Here is a 22,586-nt window from a genome sequence, read left to right on the forward strand (position 1 = left end):
CGGGCGCCAGAACAGCGCCGCTACCGGCAGCGGGAGGCAAGGACATGAGCATGAAATTCGACATCCAGCCCGCATCCAATCCCACATCCGAGAAGGACCGGGTTGCCAAGCTGGTGGACCCCGGCTTCGGACGCGTCTTCACCGATCACATGGCGATCGTGCGCTATAACCAGGCCAAGGGCGGCTGGTATGAGGCGCGCATCGAAGCGCGCGCCAACTTCCAGCTCGATCCGGCCGGCGCCGTCCTGCACTACGCCCAGGAAATTTTTGAAGGCCTCAAGGCCTATAAGCGCGACGATGGCGGCGTGAACCTGTTCCGGCCCGACGCCAATGCGCGCCGCTTCAAGGACTCCGCCGACCGCATGGCGATGGCGCAGCTGCCCGAGGACGCCTTCATCGAGGCGGTCGAGCAGGTCGTGCGCATCGATCGCGCCTGGATGCCGGGCGGCGAGGGCAGCCTTTATCTGCGCCCCTTCATGATCGCCAGCGAGACCTTCCTCGGCGTCAAGCCGTCGTCGGAATACATCTTTGCAGTGATCGCTTCGCCGGTCGGCTCCTACTTCAAGGGTGGCCCCGCGCCGGTCTCGATCTGGGTCTCCGAGAACTATACGCGCGCAGCGGTCGGCGGCACCGGCGCCGTCAAATGCGGCGGCAATTACGCGGCGAGCCTGCGTGCGCAGGCCGAAGCGATCCAGCACGGCTGCGATCAGGTCGTGTTCCTCGACGCGATCGAGCGCCGCTATATCGAGGAGCTCGGCGGCATGAACGTGTTCTTCGTGTTCGACGACGGCTCGCTCTCGACGCCGCCGCTCGGCACCATCCTGCCCGGCATCACCCGCGACTCCATCATTGCGCTGGCCCGCGATGCCGGGAAGACCGTGCGCCAGGAGCCGTATTCGATCGACCAATGGCGCAAGGATGCGGCCAGCGGCAAGCTGAAGGAAGCGTTTGCCTGCGGCACCGCGGCCGTGATCTCGCCGATCGGCAAGGTGCGCTCGGTCAGCGGCGATTTCGAGATCAGCGGTGGCGCCGCCGGCCCCGTCGCCACGGGCCTGCGCAAGCAGCTCGTCGACATCCAGTACGGCCGCACCAACGATCCGCACAACTGGATCAGGAAGGTGTTTTGAGGCTTTCTCTTCCCCTCTCCCCGCCTGCGGGGAGAGGGTAGGGTGAGGGGGAGTCTCTACGGGGACGGCGGCAGCTGGACTCGCGGAGAGTCCCCCTCACCCGAAATCCGCGCTTTCAGCGCAGATTTCGACCTCTCCCCGCTTGCGGGGAGAGGTGAAAAGCGCCGTTTGCGGGTTGCAGGTCAACGTTGTAAGTCAACGTTGACTTCCACGCCTGACAACGAACGACATGGCCGAAAAACCCAAAAAACCCCAGAAACTGAAGGCGCGGCTGCCGCGCGGGCTCGAGGATCGCGACCCCGCTGCGATCCGGGCGACGCGTGAGATGGTCGAGAAGATTCGCGCCGTCTACGAGCTCTACGGGTTCGAGCCGGTGGAGACGCCGGCGATGGAATACACCGATGCGCTCGGCAAATTCCTGCCCGACCAGGACCGCCCGAACGAGGGCGTGTTCTCGTTCCAGGACGACGACGAGCAGTGGATCAGCTTGCGCTACGATCTGACCGCGCCGCTGGCGCGCTATGTCGGTGAGCGCTATGGCACCGACGGCCTGGTCCTGCCCTATCGCAGCTACCGCGTCGGCTACGTCTTCCGTAACGAGAAGCCAGGCCCCGGCCGGTTTCGCCAGTTCATGCAGTTCGACGCCGACACGGTCGGCTCGGCGACGCCGGCGGCGGATGCCGAGATCTGCATGATGGCTGCGGACACGATGGAGGCGCTGGGCGTTGCGCGCGGCCAATACGTGGTGAAGGTGAACAATCGCAAAGTGCTCGACGGCGTTCTGGAAGCCATCGGGCTCGCCGGTGAGGAAAACGCGGCACGCAGGCTGACTGTGCTGCGCGCGATCGACAAGCTCGACAAGTTTTCCGCCGACGAAGTGCGCAAGCTGCTCGGCCCTGGACGATGGGATGGCGGCGAAGAAGGCAAGGGCGACTTCACGAAAGGCGCCAACCTCAGCGCGGCGGAGGCTGACGTCGTTCTCGCAATCACCAAGCCGCGCGACGATTGGAAAGAAGCCATTGCCGCGGCGGAAGCCTATCTCGCCAGGAGCGAGGTTGGTCAGGCCGGCGTGAGCGAACTGGAAGAGATTGCCAAGCTCGTCACGGCCTCAGGTTACGGCGTCGACCGCATCAAGATCGACCCCTCCGTCGTGCGCGGCCTCGAATATTACACCGGCCCCGTCTACGAGGTCGAACTGCTGCTCGACACCAAGGACGAGAAGGGCCGCCCTGTGCGCTTCGGCTCGGTCGGCGGTGGTGGTCGCTATGACGGTCTGGTCTCGCGGTTCCGCGGCGAGCCGGTGCCGGCGACCGGCTTCTCGATCGGCGTCTCGCGGCTCCAGGCCGCGCTGACGCTGCTCGGCAAGCTCGACACCCGGCCGGAAGTCGGCCCCGTCGTCGTCACCGTGTTCGACCGCGACCGCGTTGCCGATTATCAGAAGATGGTGGCGTCCTTGCGCACCGCCGGCATCCGTGCCGAGCTCTATCTCGGCAATCCCAAGAATATGGGCAACCAGCTCAAATACGCGGACCGTCGCAACTCACCCTGCGTGATCATCCAGGGCTCGGATGAAAAGGCGCGCGGCGAGCTGCAGATCAAGGATCTGATCGAAGGCGCGAAAGCAGCGGCTGCGATCGCTTCCAACCAGGAATGGCGCGAGACGCGCCCCGCGCAGTTCTCGTGCAGCGAAGCCGATCTCGTCGCCAAGGTGCGCGAGGTCCTGGCGCGCCATGACGTAAACTGGGGATAGCCATTCCGGCAGGCCGTCATGCCCGGGCTTGTCGCGGGCATCCACGTCCTGTTTGATGCGCACCATCATCAACGATCGGGATGTGCCCGGTCATCGCGAAAGCCACAGGGAGACGACAATGCCTGAGATCACCGTCAGCATGGCCGAAGGCCGCACCGACGAGCAGAAGGCCGGCATGATGCGCGACATCACCCAGGCGCTGGTGAAGAATCTCGGCGTCGACGCCGATGCCGTCGTCATCCAGATCAACGAAGCCCCGCTCCGCCACAAGATGAAGGGCGGCAAGACCTTTGTGGAACGCGCGGCGGCGGCAAAGAAGTGACGCGTTAGCGTCGTTCCGGGGCAGCCGTCAGGGCTGAACCCGGAATCTCGATTGATAACCTCTGGATTCCGGGTTCGCGCTTCGCGCGCCCCGGAATGACGAGCAAGCACCATGGACGCACGCGACTTCATCAAAATCGGAATGGGCGCCGAGCGCACGCTGGTGGTGCCGGCCGACCGCACGGTCGGGCATTTCGTGCCCGGCATGCCGATGGTCTACGCGACCCCGATGATGATCCTGGACATGGAGATGGCGTCGGGCGATGCGATCCGCTCCGCGCTGCAGCCGGGCTGGGTCACCGTTGGCACCGAGGTCGACATCCGCCACCTCGCAGCTGCCCTCGTCGGCGCGACGGTGCGGACCACGGCGAAAGTGATCGCGGTCGAGCGCCGCGTCATCCGCTTCGAGGTCGAGGCCTTCGAGGGCACGCGCAAGCTCGGCGAAGGCCGCCATGCGCGCGGGCTTGTGAATGTCGAGATGTTCAACAAGCGGTTGGGAGCGTAGCGGTTACTTCGCCAATTCCTGCGACCGCTTCGCCGCAGCCGCAATCGCGCGGATCATCAGGTCGCGCAGGCCCGGCTCGCCCATCAGCACGCCGAGCGCGGCGGCGGTGGTGCCGCCGGGCGAGGTGACGTTCTCCCGCAACGTGCTGGAGGAAAGGTCCGACTGGTGCAGCAGCTCACCGGAGCCCGCGACCGTTTCGCGCGCGAGCTTGGTCGCCAGAGCCTCGGGCAATCCCGCTTCGACGCCGGCACGCGCGAGCTCCTCGGCGAGCAGAAACACATAGGCGGGCCCGGAGCCTGACACGGCGGTCACCGCGTCCATCAGGCTTTCATCCTCGACCCATTCGACCGAGCCGGTGGCGCGCAGCAATGCATCGGCGACCGCACGTTGTGTGGCGCTGACGTTCTTCGCAGCAACGGCCACCGTGATGCCGCGTCCGATCGCGGCCGGTGTGTTCGGCATCGCGCGCACCACCGCGCCGCCGCAGACCTCCTCGAGCGAGAGAATCGTGGTTCCCGCCATGATCGAGACCACCGAGGTTTTTTCCGAGACAAACGATTTCAGCTTGGCGCCGGCCTCGCGGAACATCTGCGGCTTCACCGCGACGACCATCGTCTCGACGTGGCCTGCCGCCGTCACATCGGGATTGAGCGCGACGCCCTTGGCGGCCAGCGCAGTGATCTCGGGCGAGATGAACGGATCGACCACCGCGACGCAGCGCGGATCGAGCCCGCCTGCCAGCCACCCGGTCAGCATCGCGCCGCCCATCTTGCCGGCGCCGGCGAGCAGGATGGTGCCGGTGATGTTTTGAAGAGTGCTGTTGTCTGCCACTGCCGTCACCACGAATAAAGGTGTCGTCCCGGCCTAGTGCGCAATTGCGCACGGGGGGCCGGGACCCATAACCACAAATGGTTCTAGTGGATGGAAGGCAGAGCAACAAGCATCGCGCGATATGGTGAAATCACGCGGTATGGGTCCCGGATCTGCGCTTCGCTTGTCCGGGACGACGGCGGGGAGGGAGTAGAGGCTCCCTCACTATGTTGGAGCGCGGCCTTACGCCTCACCCACCGTATCGAACATCGCGGCGTCCATGGCCTGCGCGGTGGTCTTGCCTGCCCACACCACGAACTGGAACGCCGGAAAGTAGCGTTCGCAGGCGTGGATGGCGCCGGCGAGCATGGCTTCGCATTGCGCGGTCGAGGCGGTGAGGCCGCCCGGCAGCACCAGCGCCTGGCGGTGCATGATCATGCCGGTGTTGGTCCACAGGTCGAAATGGCCGATCCACAATTGCTCGTTGACCGCGGCGACGAGCCGCTGCACCTCGCCCCTGCGTGCGACCGGAATCTTCATGTCGAAAGCGCAGGCGAGATGCAGCGCTTCGATCTCGCCCATCCAGGTGAACGAGATCTGGTAGTCGGTCCATTGTCCCTTCGAGACAATGGTCAGTTCGTCTTCGCCGGAGCGTTCGAACGGCCAGTTGTTGCTGGCAGCGATATCCTCGACCACCGCGAGCGGATGGTTTTTGGAATCGATAGTGCCTTCGAGCAGGGACATGCCGTCTCGACCTCTTGCCTTTTTGTTGTCTTTAGATACGCACGCGGTTGGTCCGGCGCGCGCTCCCTTAGATATCGCTAAGGCGATCCATTCGAAGTCGCTGTTGCGATCCCGGGATCAGCGCGGGCTTGTCGCGGATCAAGTGATGTGATTTGCGGAATCTGCGCAACCGGGTCGCGAGTCCGTCCACAAGCCAGGACTCCTTCGTCCACAGCTGATCTCGGCCACAATTATTAATTTGAGAACAAACCGGAATCGAATCGCGCGGCCGCAGGTTCAATCGTTAATTCCGCCCCGCGAGGGCCGTAACGCCATAGCGGCATGGGACCATGCGGTTTTTTGCTGCGGAACAGGCTTGCTGCGGCCCCCGACCGGCGTCATATTTCCACTCAGGTCGCTCAATCCCGAGCGGCCGATGTTCTCAGGGCGGGGTGAAAGTCCCCACCGGCGGTAAGGGCCGAAAGGCCTAAGCCCGCGAGCGCCTTCCCCCAGGGTCTTCCTGAAAAGGAAACTTGCCGAAGGGAAGGGTCAGCAGATTCGGTGCGACTCCGAAGCCGACGGTTAAAGTCCGGATGAAAGAGAACGGTCGGTGGCAGACGCATCGCAAGATGCGGCTGCTTGTCGTTCCGTGTGCCCTGATTCTGGTCCTTTGAAGGAAAGCCATGAATCAGATGTTGCAAGAACCCCAAGTCCAAACTTCCCAAGCCGAAACCTCCCAAACACCGCCGCCGGTTCCGCAAGGCCCGGCGACCGAACATCCGCGTTTCGCAAAGCCGCAGCGGGTGGCCTTCGTGCAGGCCTGCTGGCACCGCAACGTGGTCGAGGAAGCTCGCATCGCCTTCATCAAGGAGGCGGAGGCGCGTCACCTCACCCATGTTGACGTGTTCGAGGTGCCGGGCTCGTTCGAGATCCCGCTTCATGCGCAGGTCCTCGCCAAGACGCGGCGCTACACCGCGATCGTCGCGGCCGGCCTCGTCGTTGACGGTGGCATCTATCGCCACGAGTTCGTCGCCGATACCGTGATCAAGGCGCTGATGGACGTGCAGCTCCGCACCGAGGTGCCGGTGTTCTCCGCGGTGCTGACACCGCAGCAATTCCACGAGACCGAAGTGCACTACGATTTCTTTCGCAGGCATTTTGCGATCAAGGGCGTCGAGGTCGCCGCAGCCTGTGCCGAGACATTGCTCGGCCTCGAGCGCCTGCGCGGCCAGGTCGCGGCGGGGATTGTGTGAGGCGACGCAACGACTCTCACCCCTCATCCTGAGGAGCGCGTAGCGCGTCTCGAAGGATGAAGGCCACACAGCGGGGGCCCCGCGGTTCGAGACGGCGCTTGCGCGCCTCCTCACCATGAGGCTCTGGCACCGTGCCTGAGCCTTCCCTTCACACGCCGCTGATTGTCAATCCCGCCGCCGTCCCTGTAAAGTCGGCGGCGGGAGGAGGCCGTGCCGTGGAGACGGGGCGGCCGACAAGATCATGTTCGAAGGACACGATCCCTATCTCGTCGCGCTCTCTGTGGCGATCGCGAGTCTGGGTGGCTATACCGGCTTTGCACTTGCTGCTCGCATCCGCAACACGCCCGGCGTCAGTAATCGCGTTCTGCTCGCGGGTGCGGCCGCGTTTCTGGCCGTCGGCATCTGGACCATGCATTTCGTCGGCATGCTGGCCGCGCCGCTGCCGCCGGACACAGTCTATCTGGTGCTCCCCACCATCATCTCGTTCCTGATCTGCGCGCTGGTGGTCGGCATCTCTCTTTTCTTTGTCTCGATCGGCGAGCCGAGCTTGAAGCGCGTGGCGTCCTCGGCGGTGCTGCTCGGCGTCGGCATCGTCAGCATGCATTATGTTGGGATCCATGGGCTGGCCGGTCCGTTCGGCATCGTGCACGACCCGATCATGGTTCTTCTGTCGGTCGTCGTGGCGATCGTCACGGCCTATGGCGGCCTGCGCGCCTTCCTGGCGCAGCAGGAAGGCGTTCGTCTGATCGTCAGCTCGATTGTTTTTGGCATCGCCGTCTCCGGCATGCATTACACCGCGATGCTCGGCATGCATTTCGAGCCCCTGACCGGCGCGGCGCATCACCACGTCGGCGGCGGTCTTGCCGCATCGCAGCAAATCTTGTCGATCATTGTGGCCGTGCTGTGTTTCGTCATCGCGGCCGGCTTCCTCCTGTCGCTCGTGCCCGATCAACGACGGCAAGCTTCGGCCACCACGGCTGCCGACCCCGTTGCTCCGTCGGTCGCACCAGCTGCGGTCGAGCCGGTAGCTGCTCCCGCCGCACCTCCACGACCAATGGCGCCGCTCGGCGGCCTCGGCCAGCCGCCGCGGGCGCCGGTTCCCCGGCTGCCGGTCGAGAGCGCCGACGGGACGCACTTCATCGAGACGGCCAATGTCCGCAGCGTCCGGGCGGACGCGCATTACACCCGCGTCCATGATGGCACCCGGGAGCGGATGTGCCCCTGGTCGATCTCCGAGGCCGAGGCCCAGCTCGATCCCTCGCTGTTCCTGCGGGTGCACCGCAGCCATATCGTCGCCATCCCCCATGTCGCCTTGGTCCGGAAAGAGGGCGACGGCGCCGTGCTCGAGCTCGACGGCCCGTCGCCGCACCGGGTGCCGGTGAGCCGGGCCAAGATCGCCGAGGTGAAGGCGAGGTTGGGGCTGGCGAACAGGCGGCAGGCGTAGATCCTCATCGGAGGTGCACTCCCTCTCCCGCTTGCGGGAGAAGGCTGGGGTGAGGGTATCTCCGCAGTGGGACAGTCCCTGTCTGGAAAGAGCCCTCACCCGCCGCGCTTGGCGCGTCGACCTCTCCCGCAAGTGGGAGAGGTTTCAGAGATTGCGGCTCATACGTCGCCACCCCTGACGCAATTCGTGCGTTCAGACCCGCAATTCGTGCAAAAAGCCCGGCTTTGTGCCCCAGCGATTGCGGCCCGCCCCGCCGGGAGTGACCGTCCCCTCCAACGTCCGCGCCGTCACGCGCCCAAGGACGATGATGAGGAGGAGATGATGATCCCGGGCTCATTCGGCTATCACCGGCCGGCGAGTGTCGCCGATGCCGTCAAACTCTTGTCGGACCTTGGCGAGGATGCACGGCCATTGGCCGGCGGGCACAGCCTGGTGCCGATGATGAAGCTTCGGCTTGCGACCCCCGCCCATCTGATCGATTTGCACGGCATCGCCGCCCTCAAGGGCGTCAGCCGCGACGGCGGCAAAGTCGTCATCGGCGCGATGACGACCCAGCACGATCTGCTGGCCTCCGACGAGATCGCCAGATCCGCGCCGATCCTGCACGAGACGGCGCTGCTGATCGCCGATCCGCAGGTGCGCTACCGCGGCACCATTGGCGGCAATGTCGCCAATGGCGATCCCGGCAACGACATGCCAGCGCTGATGATGACGTTGGGCGCGACGTATCGCCTCGAAGGCCCGGGCGGCGCCCGCGATGTGGCAGCCGCCGACTTCTACCAGGGCGCCTATTTCACTGCGCTCGAACCCGGCGAGATCCTCACCTCGGTCTCGTTCCCCGCACCGGCTGCCGGCCACGGCTACGCCTACGAAAAACTCAAGCGCAAGGTCGGCGACTACGCCACCGCGGCCGCTGCGGTCGTGCTGACCATGTCCGGCGGCCAGGTCGCGACCTGCGTCATCGGTCTCACCAATGTCCACGAGACGCCGTTGCTCGCTACTGACGCCGCCAACGCCGTGATCGGCACCAGCCTCGATCCGGCCACGCTGAAAAAAGCTGCCGCGGCAGCCGAAGCGATCATGGCGCCGGCTGCGGATGCCCGAGGGCCCGTTGAATACCGCAAACATGTCGGCGGCATCATGGTGACGCGCGCGCTGCAGCGCGCCGCCGCCAAGGCAAAGTAAGGGAGGGGACCGATGGCCAAAACACACGTCACCATGAAGGTGAACGGCGCCGAGGTCGAAGGCCTCGTCGAGCCGCGCACGCTGCTGGTGCACTTCATTCGCGAAAATCTGCAGATGACCGGCACCCACATCGGCTGCGAGACCACGCATTGCGGCGCCTGCACTGTCGATATCGACGGCATGTCGGTGAAATCCTGCACCATGTTCGCTGTGCAGGCCGACGGCTCCGACATCATCACCATCGAAGGCATGGCCAATGCCGACGGCACGCTGTCGGCGCTGCAGGAAGGTTTCCGCATGATGCACGGCCTGCAATGCGGCTTCTGCACGCCCGGCATGATTGTCCGCGCGCACCGGCTGCTGAAGGCGAATCCTTCGCCGAGCGAGCCGGAAATCCGGATGGGCATCTCCGGCAACATCTGCCGCTGCACCGGCTACCAGAACATCGTCAAAGCCATTCAATACGCCGCCGCCAAGATCAACGGCGTTGAACTCCAGGAGGCCGCAGAATGAACGACCTCACTCCCACGCGGGAACAACGCACCGCCGCACTCGAAGGCATGGGCTGCAAGCGCAAGCGGGTCGAGGACATCCGCTTCACCCAAGGCAAGGGCAATTACGTCGATGACGTCAAGCTGCCGGGCATGCTGCATGGCGATTTCGTCCGCTCGCCGCATCCGCACGCGCGCGTCAAGAAGATCGACGACAGCGAGGCGCTGAAGGTCCCCGGCGTGCTCGCGGTCATCACCGCCGAGACGCTGAAGACCGTCAACCTCGCCTGGATGCCGACGCTCGCCGGCGACGTGCAGATGGTCTTGGCCGACGGCAAGGTGCTGTTCCAGAATCAGGAGGTCGCCTTCGTCGTCGCGACCGACCGCTATGCGGCCGACGACGGCATCAACAAGGTGATCGTCGAGTACGAGCCGTTGCCGCCTTTGGTCGATCCTTTCAAGTCGATGGACAAGGACGCGCCGGTATTGCGCGAAGACCTCGTCGGCAAGATGTCCGGCGCGCATGGTCCGCGCAAGCATGACAACCATATCTTCGAGTGGACCGTCGGCGACAAGGAGCTGACCGACGCGGCCTTCAACAAGGCCGAGGTCAAGATCAAGGAGATGATCTCCTATCACCGCACCCATCCGTCGCCGCTGGAGACCTGCCAGTGCGTCTGCTCCTTCGACAAGATCAAGGGTGAGTTGACGATCTACGGCACGTTCCAGGCCCCGCACGTGATCCGCACCGTGGTGGCGCTGATCGCAAAGCTGCCGGAGCAGAAGATCCACGTGATCGCTCCTGATATCGGTGGCGGTTTTGGCAACAAGGTTGGCGCCTATCCCGGCTATATCTGTGCGGCCGTGGCCTCCATCGTCACCGGCAAGCCGGTGAAATGGGTCGAGGACCGCATCGAGAACCTGACCGCGACCTCGTTCGCGCGCGACTACCACATGACCACCGAGATCGCTGCGACCAAGGACGGCAAGGTCACGGGGCTTCGTGTGCACGTGCTCGCCGATCACGGCGCGTTCGATGCCTGCGCCGACCCGTCGAAATGGCCGGCCGGCTTCTTCAACATCGTCACCGGCTCCTATGACTTCCCGACCGCGCATCTGGCTGTCGACGGCGTCTACACCAACAAGGCGCCCGGGGGCGTCGCCTACCGCTGCTCGTTCCGCGTCACGGAGGCCGCCTATTGCATCGAGCGCGCCATGGATATTCTGGCGCAGAAGCTCAACATGGATCCGGCTGAGCTGCGTTTGAAGAACTTCATCAAGCCGGAGCAGTTTCCGTATCACTCGGCGCTCGGCTGGGAATACGATTCCGGCGACTACCACACCGCCATGCGCAAGATGATGGAGACCACCGGCTACGCCGCGCTCCGGAAAGAACAGGCCGAGAAGCGGGCCGCATTCGCGCGCGGTGAGACCCGCGAGATCATGGGGCTCGGCATCTCCTTCTTCACCGAGATCGTCGGCGCCGGCCCGTCGAAGAATTGCGACATCCTCGGCATCGCGATGTTCGACTCCTGCGAGATACGCATGCACCCGACCGGTGCGGGCATCGCGCGCATGGGCACCAAGAGCCAGGGCCAGGGCCACGAGACCACTTGGGCCCAGATCATCGCGACCGAGATCGGCATTCCCGCCGACAACATCATGGTGGAAGAGGGCAACACCGACACCGCGCCTTACGGGCTCGGCACCTACGGCTCGCGCTCGACGCCTGTTGCCGGTGCCGCCATCGCGATGGCTGCGCGAAAGATCAAGGCCAAGGCGCAGATGATCGCGGCCTACAAGCTCGAAGTCCACGAGGACGACCTTGAATTCGACATCGACGGCTTCCGGGTGAAGGGCCTGCCGGAGAAATTCATGTCGATGAAGGATATCTGCTGGGCAGCCTATAACTCCGTGCCGCCGGGCATGGAGCCGGGGCTGGAAGCGGTCAGCTATTACGACCCGCCCAACATGACCTATCCGTTCGGCGCCTATCTCTGTGTGATGGACATCGATGTCGATACCGGCGTGTACAAGGTCCGGCGCTTCTACGCGCTCGACGATTGCGGCACCCGCATCAACCCGATGATCATCGAGGGCCAGGTGCATGGCGGCCTGACCGAGGCTTTCGCGATCGCGATGGGCCAGGAGATCCGCTACGACGAGGTCGGCAACGTCGTCACCGGCTCGTTCATGGATTTCTTCATGCCGACCGCGGTCGAGACCCCGCATTGGGAGACCGACTTCACCGTTACCCCGTCGCCGCATCATCCGATCGGCGCCAAGGGCGTCGGCGAGAGCCCGAATGTCGGCGGCGTGCCGGCCTTCTCCAACGCCGTCAACGACGCGTTCGCGTTCTTAGGAAGCACGCACATCCAGATGCCCCACGACTTCTGGCGCAACTGGAAGGCGGCGAAGGATCTGGGCGCGGTGGCGTAGCGATGAAAGGCCGTGACGAGATCGCGCAAGCGCTGGCTGCATCGGGCTACATCGCCGATGCGGACCTCGCGACTGCGATCTCGCTGATGCAATTGCTACGGCGTCCGCTGCTGCTGGAAGGCGAGGCGGGCGTCGGCAAGACCGAGGTGGCGAAAGCGCTTGCAAAGGTGCACGCGACCGAGCTGATCCGGCTGCAATGCTATGAGGGGCTCGACCAGTCCTCCGCGCTCTACGAGTGGAACTACCAGCGGCAATTGCTGGCGATCCACGCGCATCGTGGGACCGACAGCATCGAGGACCAGGTGTTCTCGGAAAAATACCTGCTGGAACGCCCATTGCTCGCCGCGATCCGCCGCCAAAAAGCGCCAGTCCTGCTGATCGACGAGATCGACCGCGCCGACGACGAGTTCGAGGCGTTCCTGCTGGAACTGCTGTCCGATTTCCAGGTCTCGATCCCCGAACTCGGCACCATTCCCGCCGTCACCATTCCGCATGTCGTGCTGACCTCGAACGGCACGCGCGAGCTCTCCGACGCGCTGCGCCGGCGCTGCCTCTATCATTACGTCGACTATCCCGATGTCGATCGCGAGACCCGGATCATCCTGGCGCGCGTTACCAGTGCGAGCCCGTCGCTGTCGCTCCAGATCGCGCGCATGGTCGAAGGCGTCCGCAAGGAGGAGTTGCGCAAAGTGCCTGGTGTCGCGGAGACGCTGGACTGGGCGGCGGCGCTCGTCGGTCTCGATATCCGCGATCTCCACGACGCGCCCGAGACCGTGCACGAGACCCTGGTCTGCCTGCTAAAGACCCACGAGGACCGCGCCCGTGTCACGCCCGAAGTGACGCAGCGCCTGCTGGGGAAGGTCGCATGAGCTGCTGTGGCTCCAGTCCCGGTTACGACGATCTCAATGAGGTCTCCCGCTTCGTGTCGGCACGGCTCGCCGCCTTCCTGCGCACGCTGCGCGATGCCGGCTTCCGCGTCGGGCTCGCCGAGGGACAGGATGCCGCGACGCTGATGTCATCAGGCTATGCCGCGCGGCCGGGCCTGTTGCGCGCGGCGTTCAGGCATTTGTTCTCGGCGCGCAAATCCGACTGGGACAAGTTCGACGGGCTGTTCGATGCGTTCTGGCTGGGCAAGCGCGTGCGCTCGCGCTCTCGTACGAATGGCTCGGCGCTCGGCGCCAGCAATCCATCGTTGAAGAGCTTGCAGGACACAGCCGCACAGCAGGGCGGCAGCCAATCCGTCACCGATCAGCTTCCGTCGTCCGATGATGCGCCGGAAGGCCGCTCCGGCGAGGGCCGCATGGAGGGTGCTTCGCGCGCCGATAATCTTGCTGATGTCGATTTCAGAAAGCTCAGCGACCCCGATCAGATCGCGCAGGCCCATGAAGCCGCAGCGCAGCTCGCAAAGGCGATGCGCACGCAGCTGACCCGGCGTGATCTGGCGCGCCGGCGCGGCTATCGGCTCGATCTGCGCCGCACCATTCATCGCAACATCAGCCATGGCGGCGTGCCGATCAGCCTGGTGAAACGCCAGCGCAAGGACAAGCCGCTGCGGTTGATCGTGCTGCTCGATGCCTCCGGCTCGATGAGCATGTACACGTCCGTGTTCCTGCGCTTCATCCACGGCGTGCTCGACCAGTTCCGCGAGGCCGAGGCGTTTTTGTTCCACACGCGTCTCGCTTACGTCTCCGATGCGATGAAAGAGAAGGACGCCGGGCGCGCGCTCGACCGGCTCTCGATCATGGCGCAGGGCGCAGGCGGCGGCACCAGGATTGGCGAGAGCCTGCAGACCTTCAACCGCTGGCATGCTGCGCGCGTGATCCATTCGCGCAGCTGCGTGATGATCGTGTCCGACGGCTACGAGACCGGCGATGCCGCTTTGCTCGGACGCGAAATGGCCGCGCTGCATCGCCGCTGCCGCCGCATCATCTGGCTCAACCCGATGATGGCCTGGGAGGGCTATGCGCCGGAGGCGCGGGGTATCAAAGCGGCGCTGCCGCATGTCGATCTCTATGCGCCCGCGAATTCGCTGCAAAGCCTGCGCGCGCTCGAACCTTATCTGGCGAAGCTCTGAGGGATGTTGCGATGACCGCTCATGTCGAAGTGCTGGATCTCGTGGCGCAGATGAAGGCCGCCGAGCGCGCCTTCGTGCTTGCGACGGTGGTGCGGACGGTTTCGGTGACCGCGGCGAAGGCTGGCGCCAAGGCGATCATCGCGGCCGACGGCACCATCGTCGCGGGTTGGATCGGCGGCGGCTGCGCCAAAGGCGCGGTGCTGAAGGCGGCGCGCGAGGCGCTCGCCGACGGCGAGCCGCGCATGGTCTCGGTGCAGCCGGAAAACCTGCTGGCCGAGCTCGGCGTCAGCGCGGGCGAGAGCCGCGACGGCATCCGCTTCGCCAGCAACATGTGCCCGAGCAAGGGCACCATGGATGTTTTCGTCGAGCCCGTGCTGCCGCATCCCTCGCTGGTCATTCTCGGCGCGAGCCCGGTTGCGCTTTCGCTTGCCGCGCAGGCGCGCGTGCTTGGTTACCACGTCACGCTTGCCGCACCCGCGATTGAGCTCACGGCTCAACCGGATGCCGATACGATCATCGACGGCTATCAGCTCGGAGAGCTCAACGACGCCAAACGCTTCGTCGTGGTCTCGACGCAAGGCAAGGGCGACGACGCCGCCTTGCGCGCGGTGGTCGCGACCAAAGCCTGTTATCACGCCTTTGTCGGCAGCCGCCGCAAGATGGCCTCGCTGCGCGCCAAACTCCTTGCGGAAGGCGCCAGCGCCGCGGCGATCGATGATTTCAAGGCACCGGCCGGGCTCGATCTCGGCGCCATCACGCCGGAGGAGATTGCGATGTCGATCCTCGCCGAGATCACCAGGGAGCGGCGCCGCGGCCAACGTGCCGCCAGCCAAACAGCAAGCAGAGAGTGACCGATCATGCAGATGAACGACAGCCAGCGTATCCCTGCGTCACGCGAGCAGGTTTGGGCGGCGCTGAACGATCCCGCTGTGCTGAAGCAGTGCATCCCCGGCTGCCAGTCGCTCGATGTGACCGCGCCGAACGAGATGACGGCCACGGTGGTTTTCAAGGTCGGTCCGGTGAAGGCGACATTCAGCGGCAAGGTGACGCTATCCGATCTTGATCCGCCGAACTCCTATCGCATCTCGGGCGAAGGCTCCGGCGGCGTCGCCGGCTTCGCCAAGGGCGGCGCGGTGGTGCGGCTGGAGTCCGAGAGCGTCGATGTCACGGTGCTGCACTACGAGGTCGACGCCCAGATCGGCGGCAAGCTCGCCCAGCTCGGTGCACGTCTGATCAACTCGACCGCGACGAAGCTTGCGGGAGAGTTTTTCAAATCATTCGCAGGGGTGGTGAGCGCGCAGGCAGAGGCAAGCTAGCTGCCGTAGGGTGGGCAAAGCGAAGCGTGCCCACCATTTCTATCGCAACCGGGGAGAGATGGTGGGCACGGCGCTTTGCGCCTTTGCCCACCCTACGCGGTCGGCGTGTTCAGTCGAACAGGCTCGAGACCGACTCTTCCGCCGCGGTGCGCGCGATCGCGTCCGAGATCAGGCTCGCGATCGGCAGCGTGCGGATGTTCGGCGCCTTGGTCACCGCTTCGGTCGGCAGGATCGAGTCGGTGATGACGAGCTCTTTCAGCTTCGAGCCGGCGATACGGGCGGCCGCGCCGCCGGAGAGCACGCCATGGGTGATGTAAGCGTAGACATCCTTGGCGCCCTTGGCGATCAGCGCGTCGGCCGCATTCACCAGCGTGCCGCCGGAGTCCACGATGTCGTCGATCAGGATACAGGTGTAGCCGGCGACGTCGCCGATCACGTTCATGACCTCGGATTCGCCCGCGCGTTCACGCCGCTTGTCGACGATCGCAAGCGGGGTGTTGATGCGCTTGGCAAGGCCGCGCGCACGGGCCACGCCGCCGACGTCAGGCGAGATCACCATCGTCTTGGAGAGATCGAACTTCTCCCTGATATCGCGCACCATCAGCGGCGCCGCGTAGAGATTGTCGGTCGGGATGTCGAAGAAGCCCTGGATCTGGCCGGCATGCAGATCGAGCGTCATGACGCGGTCGACGCCGGCCTGCGTGATCAGATTGGCGACGAGCTTGGCCGAGATCGGCGTGCGCGAACCGGACTTACGATCCTGCCGGGCATAGCCGAAATAGGGCAGCACCGCGGTGATGCGGCGCGCCGAGGAGCGGCGCAGCGCGTCGGTGATGATCAGCAGCTCCATCAGATGGTCGTTCGCGGGGAATGAGGTGGACTGGATGATGAAGGCATCCGAGCCGCGGACGTTCTCCTGGATCTCGACGAAGATCTCCATGTCGGCGAAGCGCCGCACCACCGCTTTGGTCAGCGGCAGGTCGAGGCCCTGCGCGATCGCCTGCGCGAGGGCAGGATTGGAGTTGCCGGCAACAAGCTTGATGGAGCCGTTCTTGGCCGACATGGACGCTTCCTCCCGCGCTTTGCTGGATACGACGTTCAACATCAGAGAATACCCACTGGCAGCACGGTTACGACGGGCGAGGAAATATCAGGCCGAAGCCCGCAATGGCAACCCGGGATGCTACGTTTTCCCTCTGAAAATCCTGAATCGGGCCAACAGCTTGGCCGGTACTTGGGCCCGTGGTTTAGCGGTGGTTATTGCCGGGCATAGCCGAGTGCCGAGGCCGAGATCTCCAGTGCCGGGGCCTCCGGAGCCACGCTCGCCACCGCCGGTCCGCGCAGGCCCGGAACCGAGCCGGGCGCGTCCGGCGTTCCGCTGATCATATTGGAAAGTCCGCTGAATCCGGCCTGGGCGATCTTCCGCAGCACGAGGTCGTCGGCAGCCTGCCAGGGGTCGCGCATCGCGTCCCGGCCGCCTTTGGCGGCGGTCAGTTCCTCGCCGGAGAGGCGCAGCGCCCGCTGTTGGTTGGCGTCGTAGACGTCCCAGACCCAGGCAATCACGGTCTTGCCGCGGACCACCTGGGCGGAGAGGTAGCTGCGCACGCGGTAGGCCGCGGTCCCCTCCCGGGAGACCACGGACAGACTGCGCAGCTTGGATTCGCTGTCGAGCACGCCGACCATGCGGTCGAACACCTGCGGCGGCGGCCCGTCGATCGACTCGAAGGTAACAGTCGTCCCCGAGCCGGCACTCGGCGCCATCGCGTAGGAATTGGCGGGCGCGTTGCCGCCGGCGCAGCCGGCCAGAACGGTTGCTGCTGCCAGCAGCATGACCGCCAGCACGCGCGAGCCCGCGCGGCGCAAGATGGATGACACTTCCCTCATTGAGGGCAGCGATATCGTTAAAATCGATTAAGGTCTAGGGCAGAGGCGCCACAGATCCCGTGGATTGCCGGCGCGAAGTTTGTGCATCGCCCCGGAATGAAACGACGTTGCCGGTGTGTTCACCCTTCCAGCGCGATCGCGTGAATGTGCCGGCCGTAATCCGGCTCCTTGCGATGAACTGAACGGCGATAGCTGAAGAAGCGCTCGTCGGCGTAGGTATCGAGGCCGAGATCGTCGATCATCAAAATGCCGGCGGCTTCCAGCCGCTTGCGGATGAAGCCGGCGAGGTCGAACATCGCGTGGCCCTGGCGCACCGACGGAATGAAGAACATTGCGTTGTCCGCATCCGCCTCGATGAAGCGCGCGACGAACTCGTTGCCGACCTCGTAGCTCTCCTGCCGGATCAGCGGTCCGATCGCGGCGATGATGCCGCTGCGGGTGGCGCCGAGTTTTTCCATCGCTGAAATCGTGGATTCCAGCACGCCCGTCAGCGCGCCCTTCCAGCCGGCATGAGCGCCGCCGATAACGCGCGCATCGGGATCGACGAACAGCACGGGGCCGCAATCGGCGGTGGAGACGCCGAGCGCGATGCCCGGCGTCTTGGTCACCAGTGCATCCCCCTTCGGCCGCGGGCCGCTTGGCCAGGGCGCATCGGCGACGCGGACGTCGGGCGAATGGATCTGATGCAGGCTGAGGAAGCGGTCGGCTGCGACGCCGACATGCTCGGCCATGCGGCGGCGGTTCTCTGCAACAAGGGCCTGATCGTCGTTGGAGCCGAGCCCGCCGTTCAGCGCGGCATAGATGCCGCTGGAGACGCCGCCTTCACGCGTGAAGAAGGAATGGCGCAGGTCGGGCACCGCCGACAGCAGCGGCGAAGTCAGAGTCATCAACGGCCTCCGGCCTGTTCGAGATCGCTGAGGCCGGCAAGGCCCGTCAGTCGCGGCTCGGAGATGCCGAGCACCTTGAACATCGCGCCCATGCCGCCGCGCCCGGTGTCGGTCAGCCGCTTCAGCGCCACGGAAATGTCGGTCGCCACCTCCGGCGTCGCCTTCTGCGTCAGCGCGGCCGCGCGGGTCTCGATGCCGACGCGCTTGAGGAAGTCGCCTTGCGTCACCGGTCCGTGCACGCGAGCGCCGACGTCCTCAGCCGCGCGCGCGAGCGCCTGGAAGTCGACATGGGCGGTGACGTCGGCCTGGCCCGGCGCCTTCAGGGGATCAGTGAAGCTGTGGCGGGCGATGGCCTGAAAGGTGTCGCCGGCATCGCTGCGCAGATGGCCGTAATCGATGATCAGCGCCGCGCCGTCCTGGTCGCGCACGCGCGTGGCGAGCTTCATGATCTCGGTATCGGGCCGCCATTCGAACACCGCGCCGACGGGGGCTGCGCGCACCAAGGGCGGAAGCAGCACGTCGAAGCGCGGCGTCGGCTCGGCGGCCGCGCCGAACTGGAGCTTGCCGTTGGGGTCGACCTCGACCACACGCTCGTGCCAGCCGTTCTCGCGTTTCACCATCTGGTGGATCGGCAGCACGTCGAAATATTCGTTGGCAAGGATGATGCTCGGTCCCTCAGGCACGTCGTCGATGCTGTCGTGCCAGGCGATGTTGTTGCGCACGCCCGACAATGTTGCGCTCTGCCGCTCGCGCAGGACCGGATTGACCTCGACCAGATGAATGCTGAGCCCCTGGTAGAGCGGCGGCAGCACGCGCAGTGCGCGCAGCGCGTCCGCCATCATGGTGCCGCGGCCGGGCCCGATCTCGATCAGTCGCAGGAACTGCGGCGAGCCCATCTGCTTCCAGACCGAGGCGGTCCACAATCCCAACAGCTCGCCGAACATCTGGCTGACTTCGGGAGCGGTGGTGAAGTCGCCTTCGCGTCCCAATGGATCGCGCGAGACGTAATAGCCGTAGCGCGGATGCATCAGGCACGATTCCATGTATCGCCAGACCGGCATGGGGCCTGAGGATTTGATCAGCGCCTTGATCTCGTTGAGCAGCGGCTGTTCGGTCACGACCTGTCTTCTCGAAATGAATTAACGAACGGCATCGAGCGCCTTCGGCGCACCGCGCCTGACAGCCCATACAATAAGTATAGCGCCGACGATAAGCATCGGGATCGACAGCAGCATGCCCATGGTTAATCCACCCCAGAGGAAGCCGAGTTGAACGTCCGGCTCGCGGAAATGCTCGCCGGCGATGCGGGTCAGGCCATAGATCAGGATGAAGGCGCCGAGGATCATGCCGGGCCGCTTCAGCGCGCCAAGGCGGATCATCACCGCGAGCACCGCGAACAGCAGAATGCCCTCCATGCCGGCCTCGTAGAGCTGGCTCGGATGGCGCGGCAAATGCGAGGGGTCGTTGGGAAAGATCATGGCCCAGGGCAGGCTCGCATCGGTGGCGCGGCCCCACAATTCGCCGTTGATGAAATTGGCGATGCGCCCGAGCAGCAGCCCGATCGGGGCGACCGCGGTGGTGATGTCGCCGAGCGACAGGATCGAGATGCCGTTGCGATGGGCAAACCACATCACCGCGACGACGCAGCCGAGGAAGCCGCCATGGAAGGACATGCCGCCCTCCCACAATTTGAAGATCGCGGCAGGGTTATTGATGAAGAAGGGCAGATTATAGAACAGCACGTAGCCGGTGCGGCCTCCCAGGATGATGCCGAGCGTGACCCAGAGAATGAAGTCGTCGATCTGCACCAGCGACATCGGCGCGGGGCCGCCCCACAGGCGCTCGTTTTTCAGCAGCGAGCGCGCGTAAAGCCAGCCGATGACGATGCCGCCAATATAGGCCAGCGCGTACCAGCGGATCGCGAACGGCCCGATCGCGACCGCGATCGGGTTGAAGGACGGGAAGTCGATGAGAAGAAGCTGCATCGCACCTTGGTTTCAAGAAGTGAAAGTCGGTGTGTAACCGGAACGGAGGTGCGCTCCCTCCCCCGCTTGCGGGGGAAGGTAGGGGAGAGGGTGCTTCCGCCGAAAGACTCCCAGCGAGGACAGAGCCCTCACCCGGCGCGTTGCGCCGACCTCTCCCGCAAGCGGGAGAGGCGCACCGAGTTCGCGGATGAACTGGTTCATTCTGCTCACACGAGATTGCGGCGATAGAGCGCCAGCAGGCGCTCCCAATGCCGCTCGGCGGCGTCGCGGTCATAGACCGGGCGCTTGGGAAAGGCGAAGCCGTGATGGGTGCCGGGATAGATCTCGACCTCGGCTTTCGCGCCGCTCATGCCCTGCTTGACCTTCTCGATGATCTCGGTCGGCGCATAAATGTCGGTCTCGGCGCAGGCGAAATAGAGCTCGGCCTTGGTCTTGCCTGCCGCGAGATGCGGGCTGTCGTCATGATCCGTCGCAAGCTGCGTGCCGTAGACCGAGGCGGCGGCCTTGACGCGATCGGGGAAATGCGTGGCGGCGTTGATGGCGTAGCGGCCGCTCATGCAGTAGCCGACCGTGCCGATGATTTTTGTGTTCGCGGCCGTCTGGCCCTCGGCATAGGTGAGCAGCGCCCTTGTGTCGTCCATGATCTTGGGAATCGTGAGCGAGCCCATCAGCGCGAACATGCGCTTGCGCTCCGGCGCGTTTGGATCGGCCGGCAGCGCGCCGAGCTCCATCACGCCGGAGCGGTAGTAGAGGTTCGGCAGCATCACGAAATAACCCGACGTCGCGAGCCGCCGCGCCATGTCGCGCAGCTCTTCGCGGATCGCCGGCGCGTCCATGTAGAACAGGATGACCGGGAACGATCCGCCGCGCTCGGGATGAACGATGAAGGTCGCGGTGTGGCCGTCCTTGGTGGGAATTGCGATCTGCTGCTCGATCATGTCTTGCGTTCCGCCTTGTGATTCTTGTTATGCAGGGACGTTGAATACGATTGCAAGGAAACCGGGGCATGACAAGGATACCGCCCGCGCGGCCCTTGAACCCGCCTTCGCGGATTGCCATTGTCTTATCCGCTGTTCGCGCAAAGTTTATCGGGGCCGCCAAGAGACCGATCAGGAGACCGACATGACCCAGACCACCAACCGGTTTTTCGACGAGATCGGCCGCATGATGAACGATGCCGCCGGTGCGGCCCAGGGCGTCAAGCGCGAGTTCGACACGGTGATGCGGACGCAGGCCGAGAAGTTCCTGCGCGACATGGACCTGGTCAAGCGCGAGGAGTTCGAGGCGGTCAAGGACATGGCCCGCCTGGCGCGCGAGGAGAACGAGGCCCTGAAGGCGCGCATCGCGGCGCTGGAGGCCAAGCTCGGCGGGTAGTTTCCGCGGCGTCATTCCGGGGCGATGCGCAGCATCGAACCCGGAATCTCGAGATTCCGGGTTCGGCCGCTGTCGCGACCGCCCCGGAATGACGGCAGATCCGGTACCGTCCGGCACCCCATTCTCCTTGTCATTTCTGCATCTTCCGGGTAAAAGCCCGCCAGTTCGTGGCCCCCGCACCCCTGGAGGCTTGCTGCGAGCGATGCCATGGGCCGCGCTGCGGCCCATTAACTTTTGCAAAAACAAGGACTTAGACTATGGCGACGACCGTCAAGGAATTGAAGGCGACCGCACGTCTGAAGAGCGGCAAGGGGGCCGCCCGGGCTGAGCGTCGCGCCGGGCGCGTGCCCGGAGTGATCTATGGTAACAACCAGCCCCCGCTCACGATCTCGATTGCAGATCGCGAACTGCGCCAGCGCATCCTCGCCGGCCGGTTCCTGACCACGCTGGTCGACATCGACCTCGAGGGCAAGACGCACCGCGTGATTCCGCGCGACTACCACCTCGATCCGGTCAAGGACTTCCCGATCCACGTCGACTTCATGCGGCTCGGCGAAGGCGCCACCATCCGCATCAGCGTTCCCTTGCATGTGGTGAAGGCTGAAGGTTCGCCCGGCGTGAAGCGCGGCGGTGCCGTCAACATCGTCGCCCACGCGATCGAGCTCGAATGCGGTGCCGAGAGCATCCCGCAGTTCATCGAGGTCGACGTCAGTTCGCTCGAAATCGGGCACTCGCTGCATCTGTCCGACGTCAAGCTGCCGGCCGGTGTGAAGGCGCTGACATCCGAGGACGCGACCCTCGTCACCATCGTGCCGCCGTCCGGCTACGCCGAAGAGCAGAAGGCGGCTGCTGCTGGTGCTGCGGCTCCGGGCGCTGCGGCGGCTCCGGCAGCTGGCGCGGCTGCGCCGGCAGCGGGTGCTGCGGCTCCGGCCGCTGGTGCGAAGGCTCCGGCTGCGGCTGCCAAGGCTCCCGCCGGCGGCGACAAGAAGAAGTAATCTCTCAAAGCTGGCGCGCGGTC

The 22,586-nt window shown here is 65.0% G+C and carries 23 protein-coding genes and 1 riboswitch; of the genes, 15 read left to right on the forward strand and 8 right to left on the reverse strand.

The annotated features are described in order from the left end of the window. The first annotated feature begins 44 nt into the window (after positions 1–44). The 4 genes from ACP2YP_RS06525 (at position 45) to ACP2YP_RS06540 (ending at position 3,703) form a co-directional block, all read left to right on the forward strand. Positions 45–1,127, forward strand: a complete 1,083-nt coding sequence (locus ACP2YP_RS06525; protein ID WP_426423104.1) for a branched-chain amino acid aminotransferase — start codon at positions 45–47, stop codon at positions 1,125–1,127. Positions 1,128–1,356: 229 nt separating this feature from the next. Continuing rightward, the gene (gene hisS, locus ACP2YP_RS06530) at positions 1,357–2,877 is read left to right on the forward strand and encodes a histidine--tRNA ligase (protein WP_426423106.1); all 1,521 of its coding nucleotides are present in this window, start codon (positions 1,357–1,359) and stop codon (positions 2,875–2,877) included. Positions 2,878–2,995: 118 nt separating this feature from the next. After that, complete coding sequence (locus tag ACP2YP_RS06535) at positions 2,996–3,199, forward strand: tautomerase family protein (RefSeq protein ID WP_008144861.1); 204 nt, start codon at positions 2,996–2,998, stop codon at positions 3,197–3,199. 111 nt (positions 3,200–3,310) lie between these two features. Next, positions 3,311–3,703, forward strand: coding sequence for a thioesterase family protein (locus tag ACP2YP_RS06540; protein WP_426423107.1), 393 nt, complete (start codon positions 3,311–3,313; stop codon positions 3,701–3,703). A 3-nt stretch (positions 3,704–3,706) separates the two neighbouring features. Here the strand turns inward: ACP2YP_RS06540 and proC are convergent, their stop codons facing one another. Next, positions 3,707–4,534, reverse strand: a complete 828-nt coding sequence (gene proC / locus ACP2YP_RS06545) for a pyrroline-5-carboxylate reductase (RefSeq protein ID WP_426423108.1) — start codon at positions 4,532–4,534, stop codon at positions 3,707–3,709. A gap of 222 nt (positions 4,535–4,756) precedes the next feature. Next, on the reverse strand, positions 4,757–5,257 hold the full coding sequence (locus ACP2YP_RS06550; RefSeq protein WP_426423110.1) for a YbjN domain-containing protein: 501 nt from the start codon (positions 5,255–5,257) through the stop codon (positions 4,757–4,759). A gap of 413 nt (positions 5,258–5,670) precedes the next feature. Then, positions 5,671–5,845: riboswitch (FMN riboswitch) on the forward strand. 74 nt (positions 5,846–5,919) lie between these two features. Between ACP2YP_RS06550 and ACP2YP_RS06555 the strand changes: the two genes are divergently transcribed. The 9 genes from ACP2YP_RS06555 (at position 5,920) to ACP2YP_RS06595 (ending at position 15,438) form a co-directional block, all read left to right on the forward strand. Further along, a complete protein-coding gene (locus tag ACP2YP_RS06555; RefSeq protein WP_426423111.1) occupies positions 5,920–6,489 on the forward strand; it encodes a 6,7-dimethyl-8-ribityllumazine synthase in 570 nt (189 codons plus the stop codon). 241 nt (positions 6,490–6,730) lie between these two features. Further along, positions 6,731–7,933, forward strand: coding sequence for an MHYT domain-containing protein (locus ACP2YP_RS06560; RefSeq protein WP_426423112.1), 1,203 nt, complete (start codon positions 6,731–6,733; stop codon positions 7,931–7,933). Positions 7,934–8,254: 321 nt separating this feature from the next. Further along, entirely contained in the window at positions 8,255–9,118 is an 864-nt protein-coding gene (locus tag ACP2YP_RS06565) for an FAD binding domain-containing protein (RefSeq protein ID WP_426423114.1), read from the forward strand. Positions 9,119–9,130: 12 nt separating this feature from the next. Beyond that, complete coding sequence (locus ACP2YP_RS06570) at positions 9,131–9,631, forward strand: (2Fe-2S)-binding protein (RefSeq protein WP_426423116.1); 501 nt, start codon at positions 9,131–9,133, stop codon at positions 9,629–9,631. Then, on the forward strand, positions 9,628–12,048 hold the full coding sequence (locus ACP2YP_RS06575; protein WP_426423118.1) for an aerobic carbon-monoxide dehydrogenase large subunit: 2,421 nt from the start codon (positions 9,628–9,630) through the stop codon (positions 12,046–12,048). The genes ACP2YP_RS06570 and ACP2YP_RS06575 overlap by 4 nt, the downstream gene beginning before the upstream one ends. Before the next feature lie 2 nt (positions 12,049–12,050). Beyond that, positions 12,051–12,917 (forward strand): AAA family ATPase, encoded by an 867-nt coding sequence (locus tag ACP2YP_RS06580; RefSeq protein ID WP_426423120.1) that lies wholly within the window; start codon positions 12,051–12,053, stop codon positions 12,915–12,917. Next, on the forward strand, positions 12,914–14,122 hold the full coding sequence (locus ACP2YP_RS06585; RefSeq protein ID WP_426423122.1) for a vWA domain-containing protein: 1,209 nt from the start codon (positions 12,914–12,916) through the stop codon (positions 14,120–14,122). Before ACP2YP_RS06580 ends, ACP2YP_RS06585 begins: the two co-directional genes overlap by 4 nt. Positions 14,123–14,133: 11 nt before the next feature. Further along, positions 14,134–14,973, forward strand: a complete 840-nt coding sequence (locus tag ACP2YP_RS06590) for an XdhC family protein (protein ID WP_426423123.1) — start codon at positions 14,134–14,136, stop codon at positions 14,971–14,973. Positions 14,974–14,979: 6 nt separating this feature from the next. Further along, a complete protein-coding gene (locus tag ACP2YP_RS06595; RefSeq protein WP_426423125.1) occupies positions 14,980–15,438 on the forward strand; it encodes an SRPBCC family protein in 459 nt (152 codons plus the stop codon). Between the two features lie 109 nt (positions 15,439–15,547). Here the strand turns inward: ACP2YP_RS06595 and ACP2YP_RS06600 are convergent, their stop codons facing one another. The 6 genes from ACP2YP_RS06600 to ACP2YP_RS06625 all read right to left on the reverse strand — a co-directional run bounded on the left by ACP2YP_RS06600 (position 15,548) and on the right by ACP2YP_RS06625 (position 21,132). After that, entirely contained in the window at positions 15,548–16,501 is a 954-nt protein-coding gene (locus ACP2YP_RS06600) for a ribose-phosphate pyrophosphokinase (protein ID WP_426423127.1), read from the reverse strand. A gap of 194 nt (positions 16,502–16,695) precedes the next feature. Beyond that, a complete protein-coding gene (locus tag ACP2YP_RS06605; protein ID WP_426423128.1) occupies positions 16,696–17,322 on the reverse strand; it encodes a hypothetical protein in 627 nt (208 codons plus the stop codon). Positions 17,323–17,441: 119 nt separating this feature from the next. Next, entirely contained in the window at positions 17,442–18,209 is a 768-nt protein-coding gene (gene pgeF / locus ACP2YP_RS06610) for a peptidoglycan editing factor PgeF (protein WP_426423130.1), read from the reverse strand. Continuing rightward, positions 18,209–19,327: a class I SAM-dependent methyltransferase gene (locus ACP2YP_RS06615; RefSeq protein WP_426423132.1), complete on the reverse strand. Its 1,119-nt coding sequence runs from the start codon at positions 19,325–19,327 to the stop codon at positions 18,209–18,211. Before ACP2YP_RS06615 ends, pgeF begins: the two co-directional genes overlap by 1 nt. Positions 19,328–19,348: 21 nt before the next feature. Then, a complete protein-coding gene (gene lgt / locus ACP2YP_RS06620; protein ID WP_426423134.1) occupies positions 19,349–20,194 on the reverse strand; it encodes a prolipoprotein diacylglyceryl transferase in 846 nt (281 codons plus the stop codon). Positions 20,195–20,400: 206 nt separating this feature from the next. Then, the gene (locus ACP2YP_RS06625) at positions 20,401–21,132 is read right to left on the reverse strand and encodes a dienelactone hydrolase family protein (protein WP_426423135.1); all 732 of its coding nucleotides are present in this window, start codon (positions 21,130–21,132) and stop codon (positions 20,401–20,403) included. 184 nt (positions 21,133–21,316) lie between these two features. On the opposite strand from ACP2YP_RS06625, the gene ACP2YP_RS06630 reads away from it, so the two are divergent. Both ACP2YP_RS06630 and ACP2YP_RS06635 read left to right on the forward strand, forming a co-directional pair. Further along, positions 21,317–21,568, forward strand: coding sequence for an accessory factor UbiK family protein (locus ACP2YP_RS06630; protein WP_027534243.1), 252 nt, complete (start codon positions 21,317–21,319; stop codon positions 21,566–21,568). A 257-nt stretch (positions 21,569–21,825) separates the two neighbouring features. Further along, on the forward strand, positions 21,826–22,563 hold the full coding sequence (locus ACP2YP_RS06635) for a 50S ribosomal protein L25/general stress protein Ctc (protein WP_426423136.1): 738 nt from the start codon (positions 21,826–21,828) through the stop codon (positions 22,561–22,563). Positions 22,564–22,586 lie beyond the last annotated feature (23 nt).

The organism is Bradyrhizobium genosp. A (assembly GCF_049949275.1).
In the GTDB taxonomy this organism is placed as follows: domain Bacteria; phylum Pseudomonadota; class Alphaproteobacteria; order Rhizobiales; family Xanthobacteraceae; genus Bradyrhizobium.

Bases quoted from the DNA above. Each gene is read 5' to 3' on its own strand.
- ACP2YP_RS06525 (WP_426423104.1), top strand. From the start codon at position 45: ATGAGCATGAAATTCGACATCCAGCCCGCATCCAATCCCACATCCGAG.
- hisS (WP_426423106.1), top strand. From the start codon at position 1,357: ATGGCCGAAAAACCCAAAAAACCCCAGAAACTGAAGGCGCGGCTGCCG.
- ACP2YP_RS06535 (WP_008144861.1), top strand. From the start codon at position 2,996: ATGCCTGAGATCACCGTCAGCATGGCCGAAGGCCGCACCGACGAGCAG.
- ACP2YP_RS06540 (WP_426423107.1), top strand. From the start codon at position 3,311: ATGGACGCACGCGACTTCATCAAAATCGGAATGGGCGCCGAGCGCACG.
- ACP2YP_RS06550 (WP_426423110.1), bottom strand. From the start codon at position 5,257: ATGTCCCTGCTCGAAGGCACTATCGATTCCAAAAACCATCCGCTCGCG.
- ACP2YP_RS06555 (WP_426423111.1), top strand. From the start codon at position 5,920: ATGAATCAGATGTTGCAAGAACCCCAAGTCCAAACTTCCCAAGCCGAA.
- ACP2YP_RS06560 (WP_426423112.1), top strand. From the start codon at position 6,731: ATGTTCGAAGGACACGATCCCTATCTCGTCGCGCTCTCTGTGGCGATC.
- ACP2YP_RS06565 (WP_426423114.1), top strand. From the start codon at position 8,255: ATGATCCCGGGCTCATTCGGCTATCACCGGCCGGCGAGTGTCGCCGAT.
- ACP2YP_RS06570 (WP_426423116.1), top strand. From the start codon at position 9,131: ATGGCCAAAACACACGTCACCATGAAGGTGAACGGCGCCGAGGTCGAA.
- ACP2YP_RS06575 (WP_426423118.1), top strand. From the start codon at position 9,628: ATGAACGACCTCACTCCCACGCGGGAACAACGCACCGCCGCACTCGAA.
- ACP2YP_RS06580 (WP_426423120.1), top strand. From the start codon at position 12,051: ATGAAAGGCCGTGACGAGATCGCGCAAGCGCTGGCTGCATCGGGCTAC.
- ACP2YP_RS06585 (WP_426423122.1), top strand. From the start codon at position 12,914: ATGAGCTGCTGTGGCTCCAGTCCCGGTTACGACGATCTCAATGAGGTC.
- ACP2YP_RS06590 (WP_426423123.1), top strand. From the start codon at position 14,134: ATGACCGCTCATGTCGAAGTGCTGGATCTCGTGGCGCAGATGAAGGCC.
- ACP2YP_RS06595 (WP_426423125.1), top strand. From the start codon at position 14,980: ATGCAGATGAACGACAGCCAGCGTATCCCTGCGTCACGCGAGCAGGTT.
- ACP2YP_RS06600 (WP_426423127.1), bottom strand. From the start codon at position 16,501: ATGTCGGCCAAGAACGGCTCCATCAAGCTTGTTGCCGGCAACTCCAAT.
- ACP2YP_RS06605 (WP_426423128.1), bottom strand. From the start codon at position 17,322: ATGAGGGAAGTGTCATCCATCTTGCGCCGCGCGGGCTCGCGCGTGCTG.
- pgeF (WP_426423130.1), bottom strand. From the start codon at position 18,209: ATGACTCTGACTTCGCCGCTGCTGTCGGCGGTGCCCGACCTGCGCCAT.
- lgt (WP_426423134.1), bottom strand. From the start codon at position 20,194: ATGCAGCTTCTTCTCATCGACTTCCCGTCCTTCAACCCGATCGCGGTC.
- ACP2YP_RS06625 (WP_426423135.1), bottom strand. From the start codon at position 21,132: ATGATCGAGCAGCAGATCGCAATTCCCACCAAGGACGGCCACACCGCG.
- ACP2YP_RS06630 (WP_027534243.1), top strand. From the start codon at position 21,317: ATGACCCAGACCACCAACCGGTTTTTCGACGAGATCGGCCGCATGATG.
- ACP2YP_RS06635 (WP_426423136.1), top strand. From the start codon at position 21,826: ATGGCGACGACCGTCAAGGAATTGAAGGCGACCGCACGTCTGAAGAGC.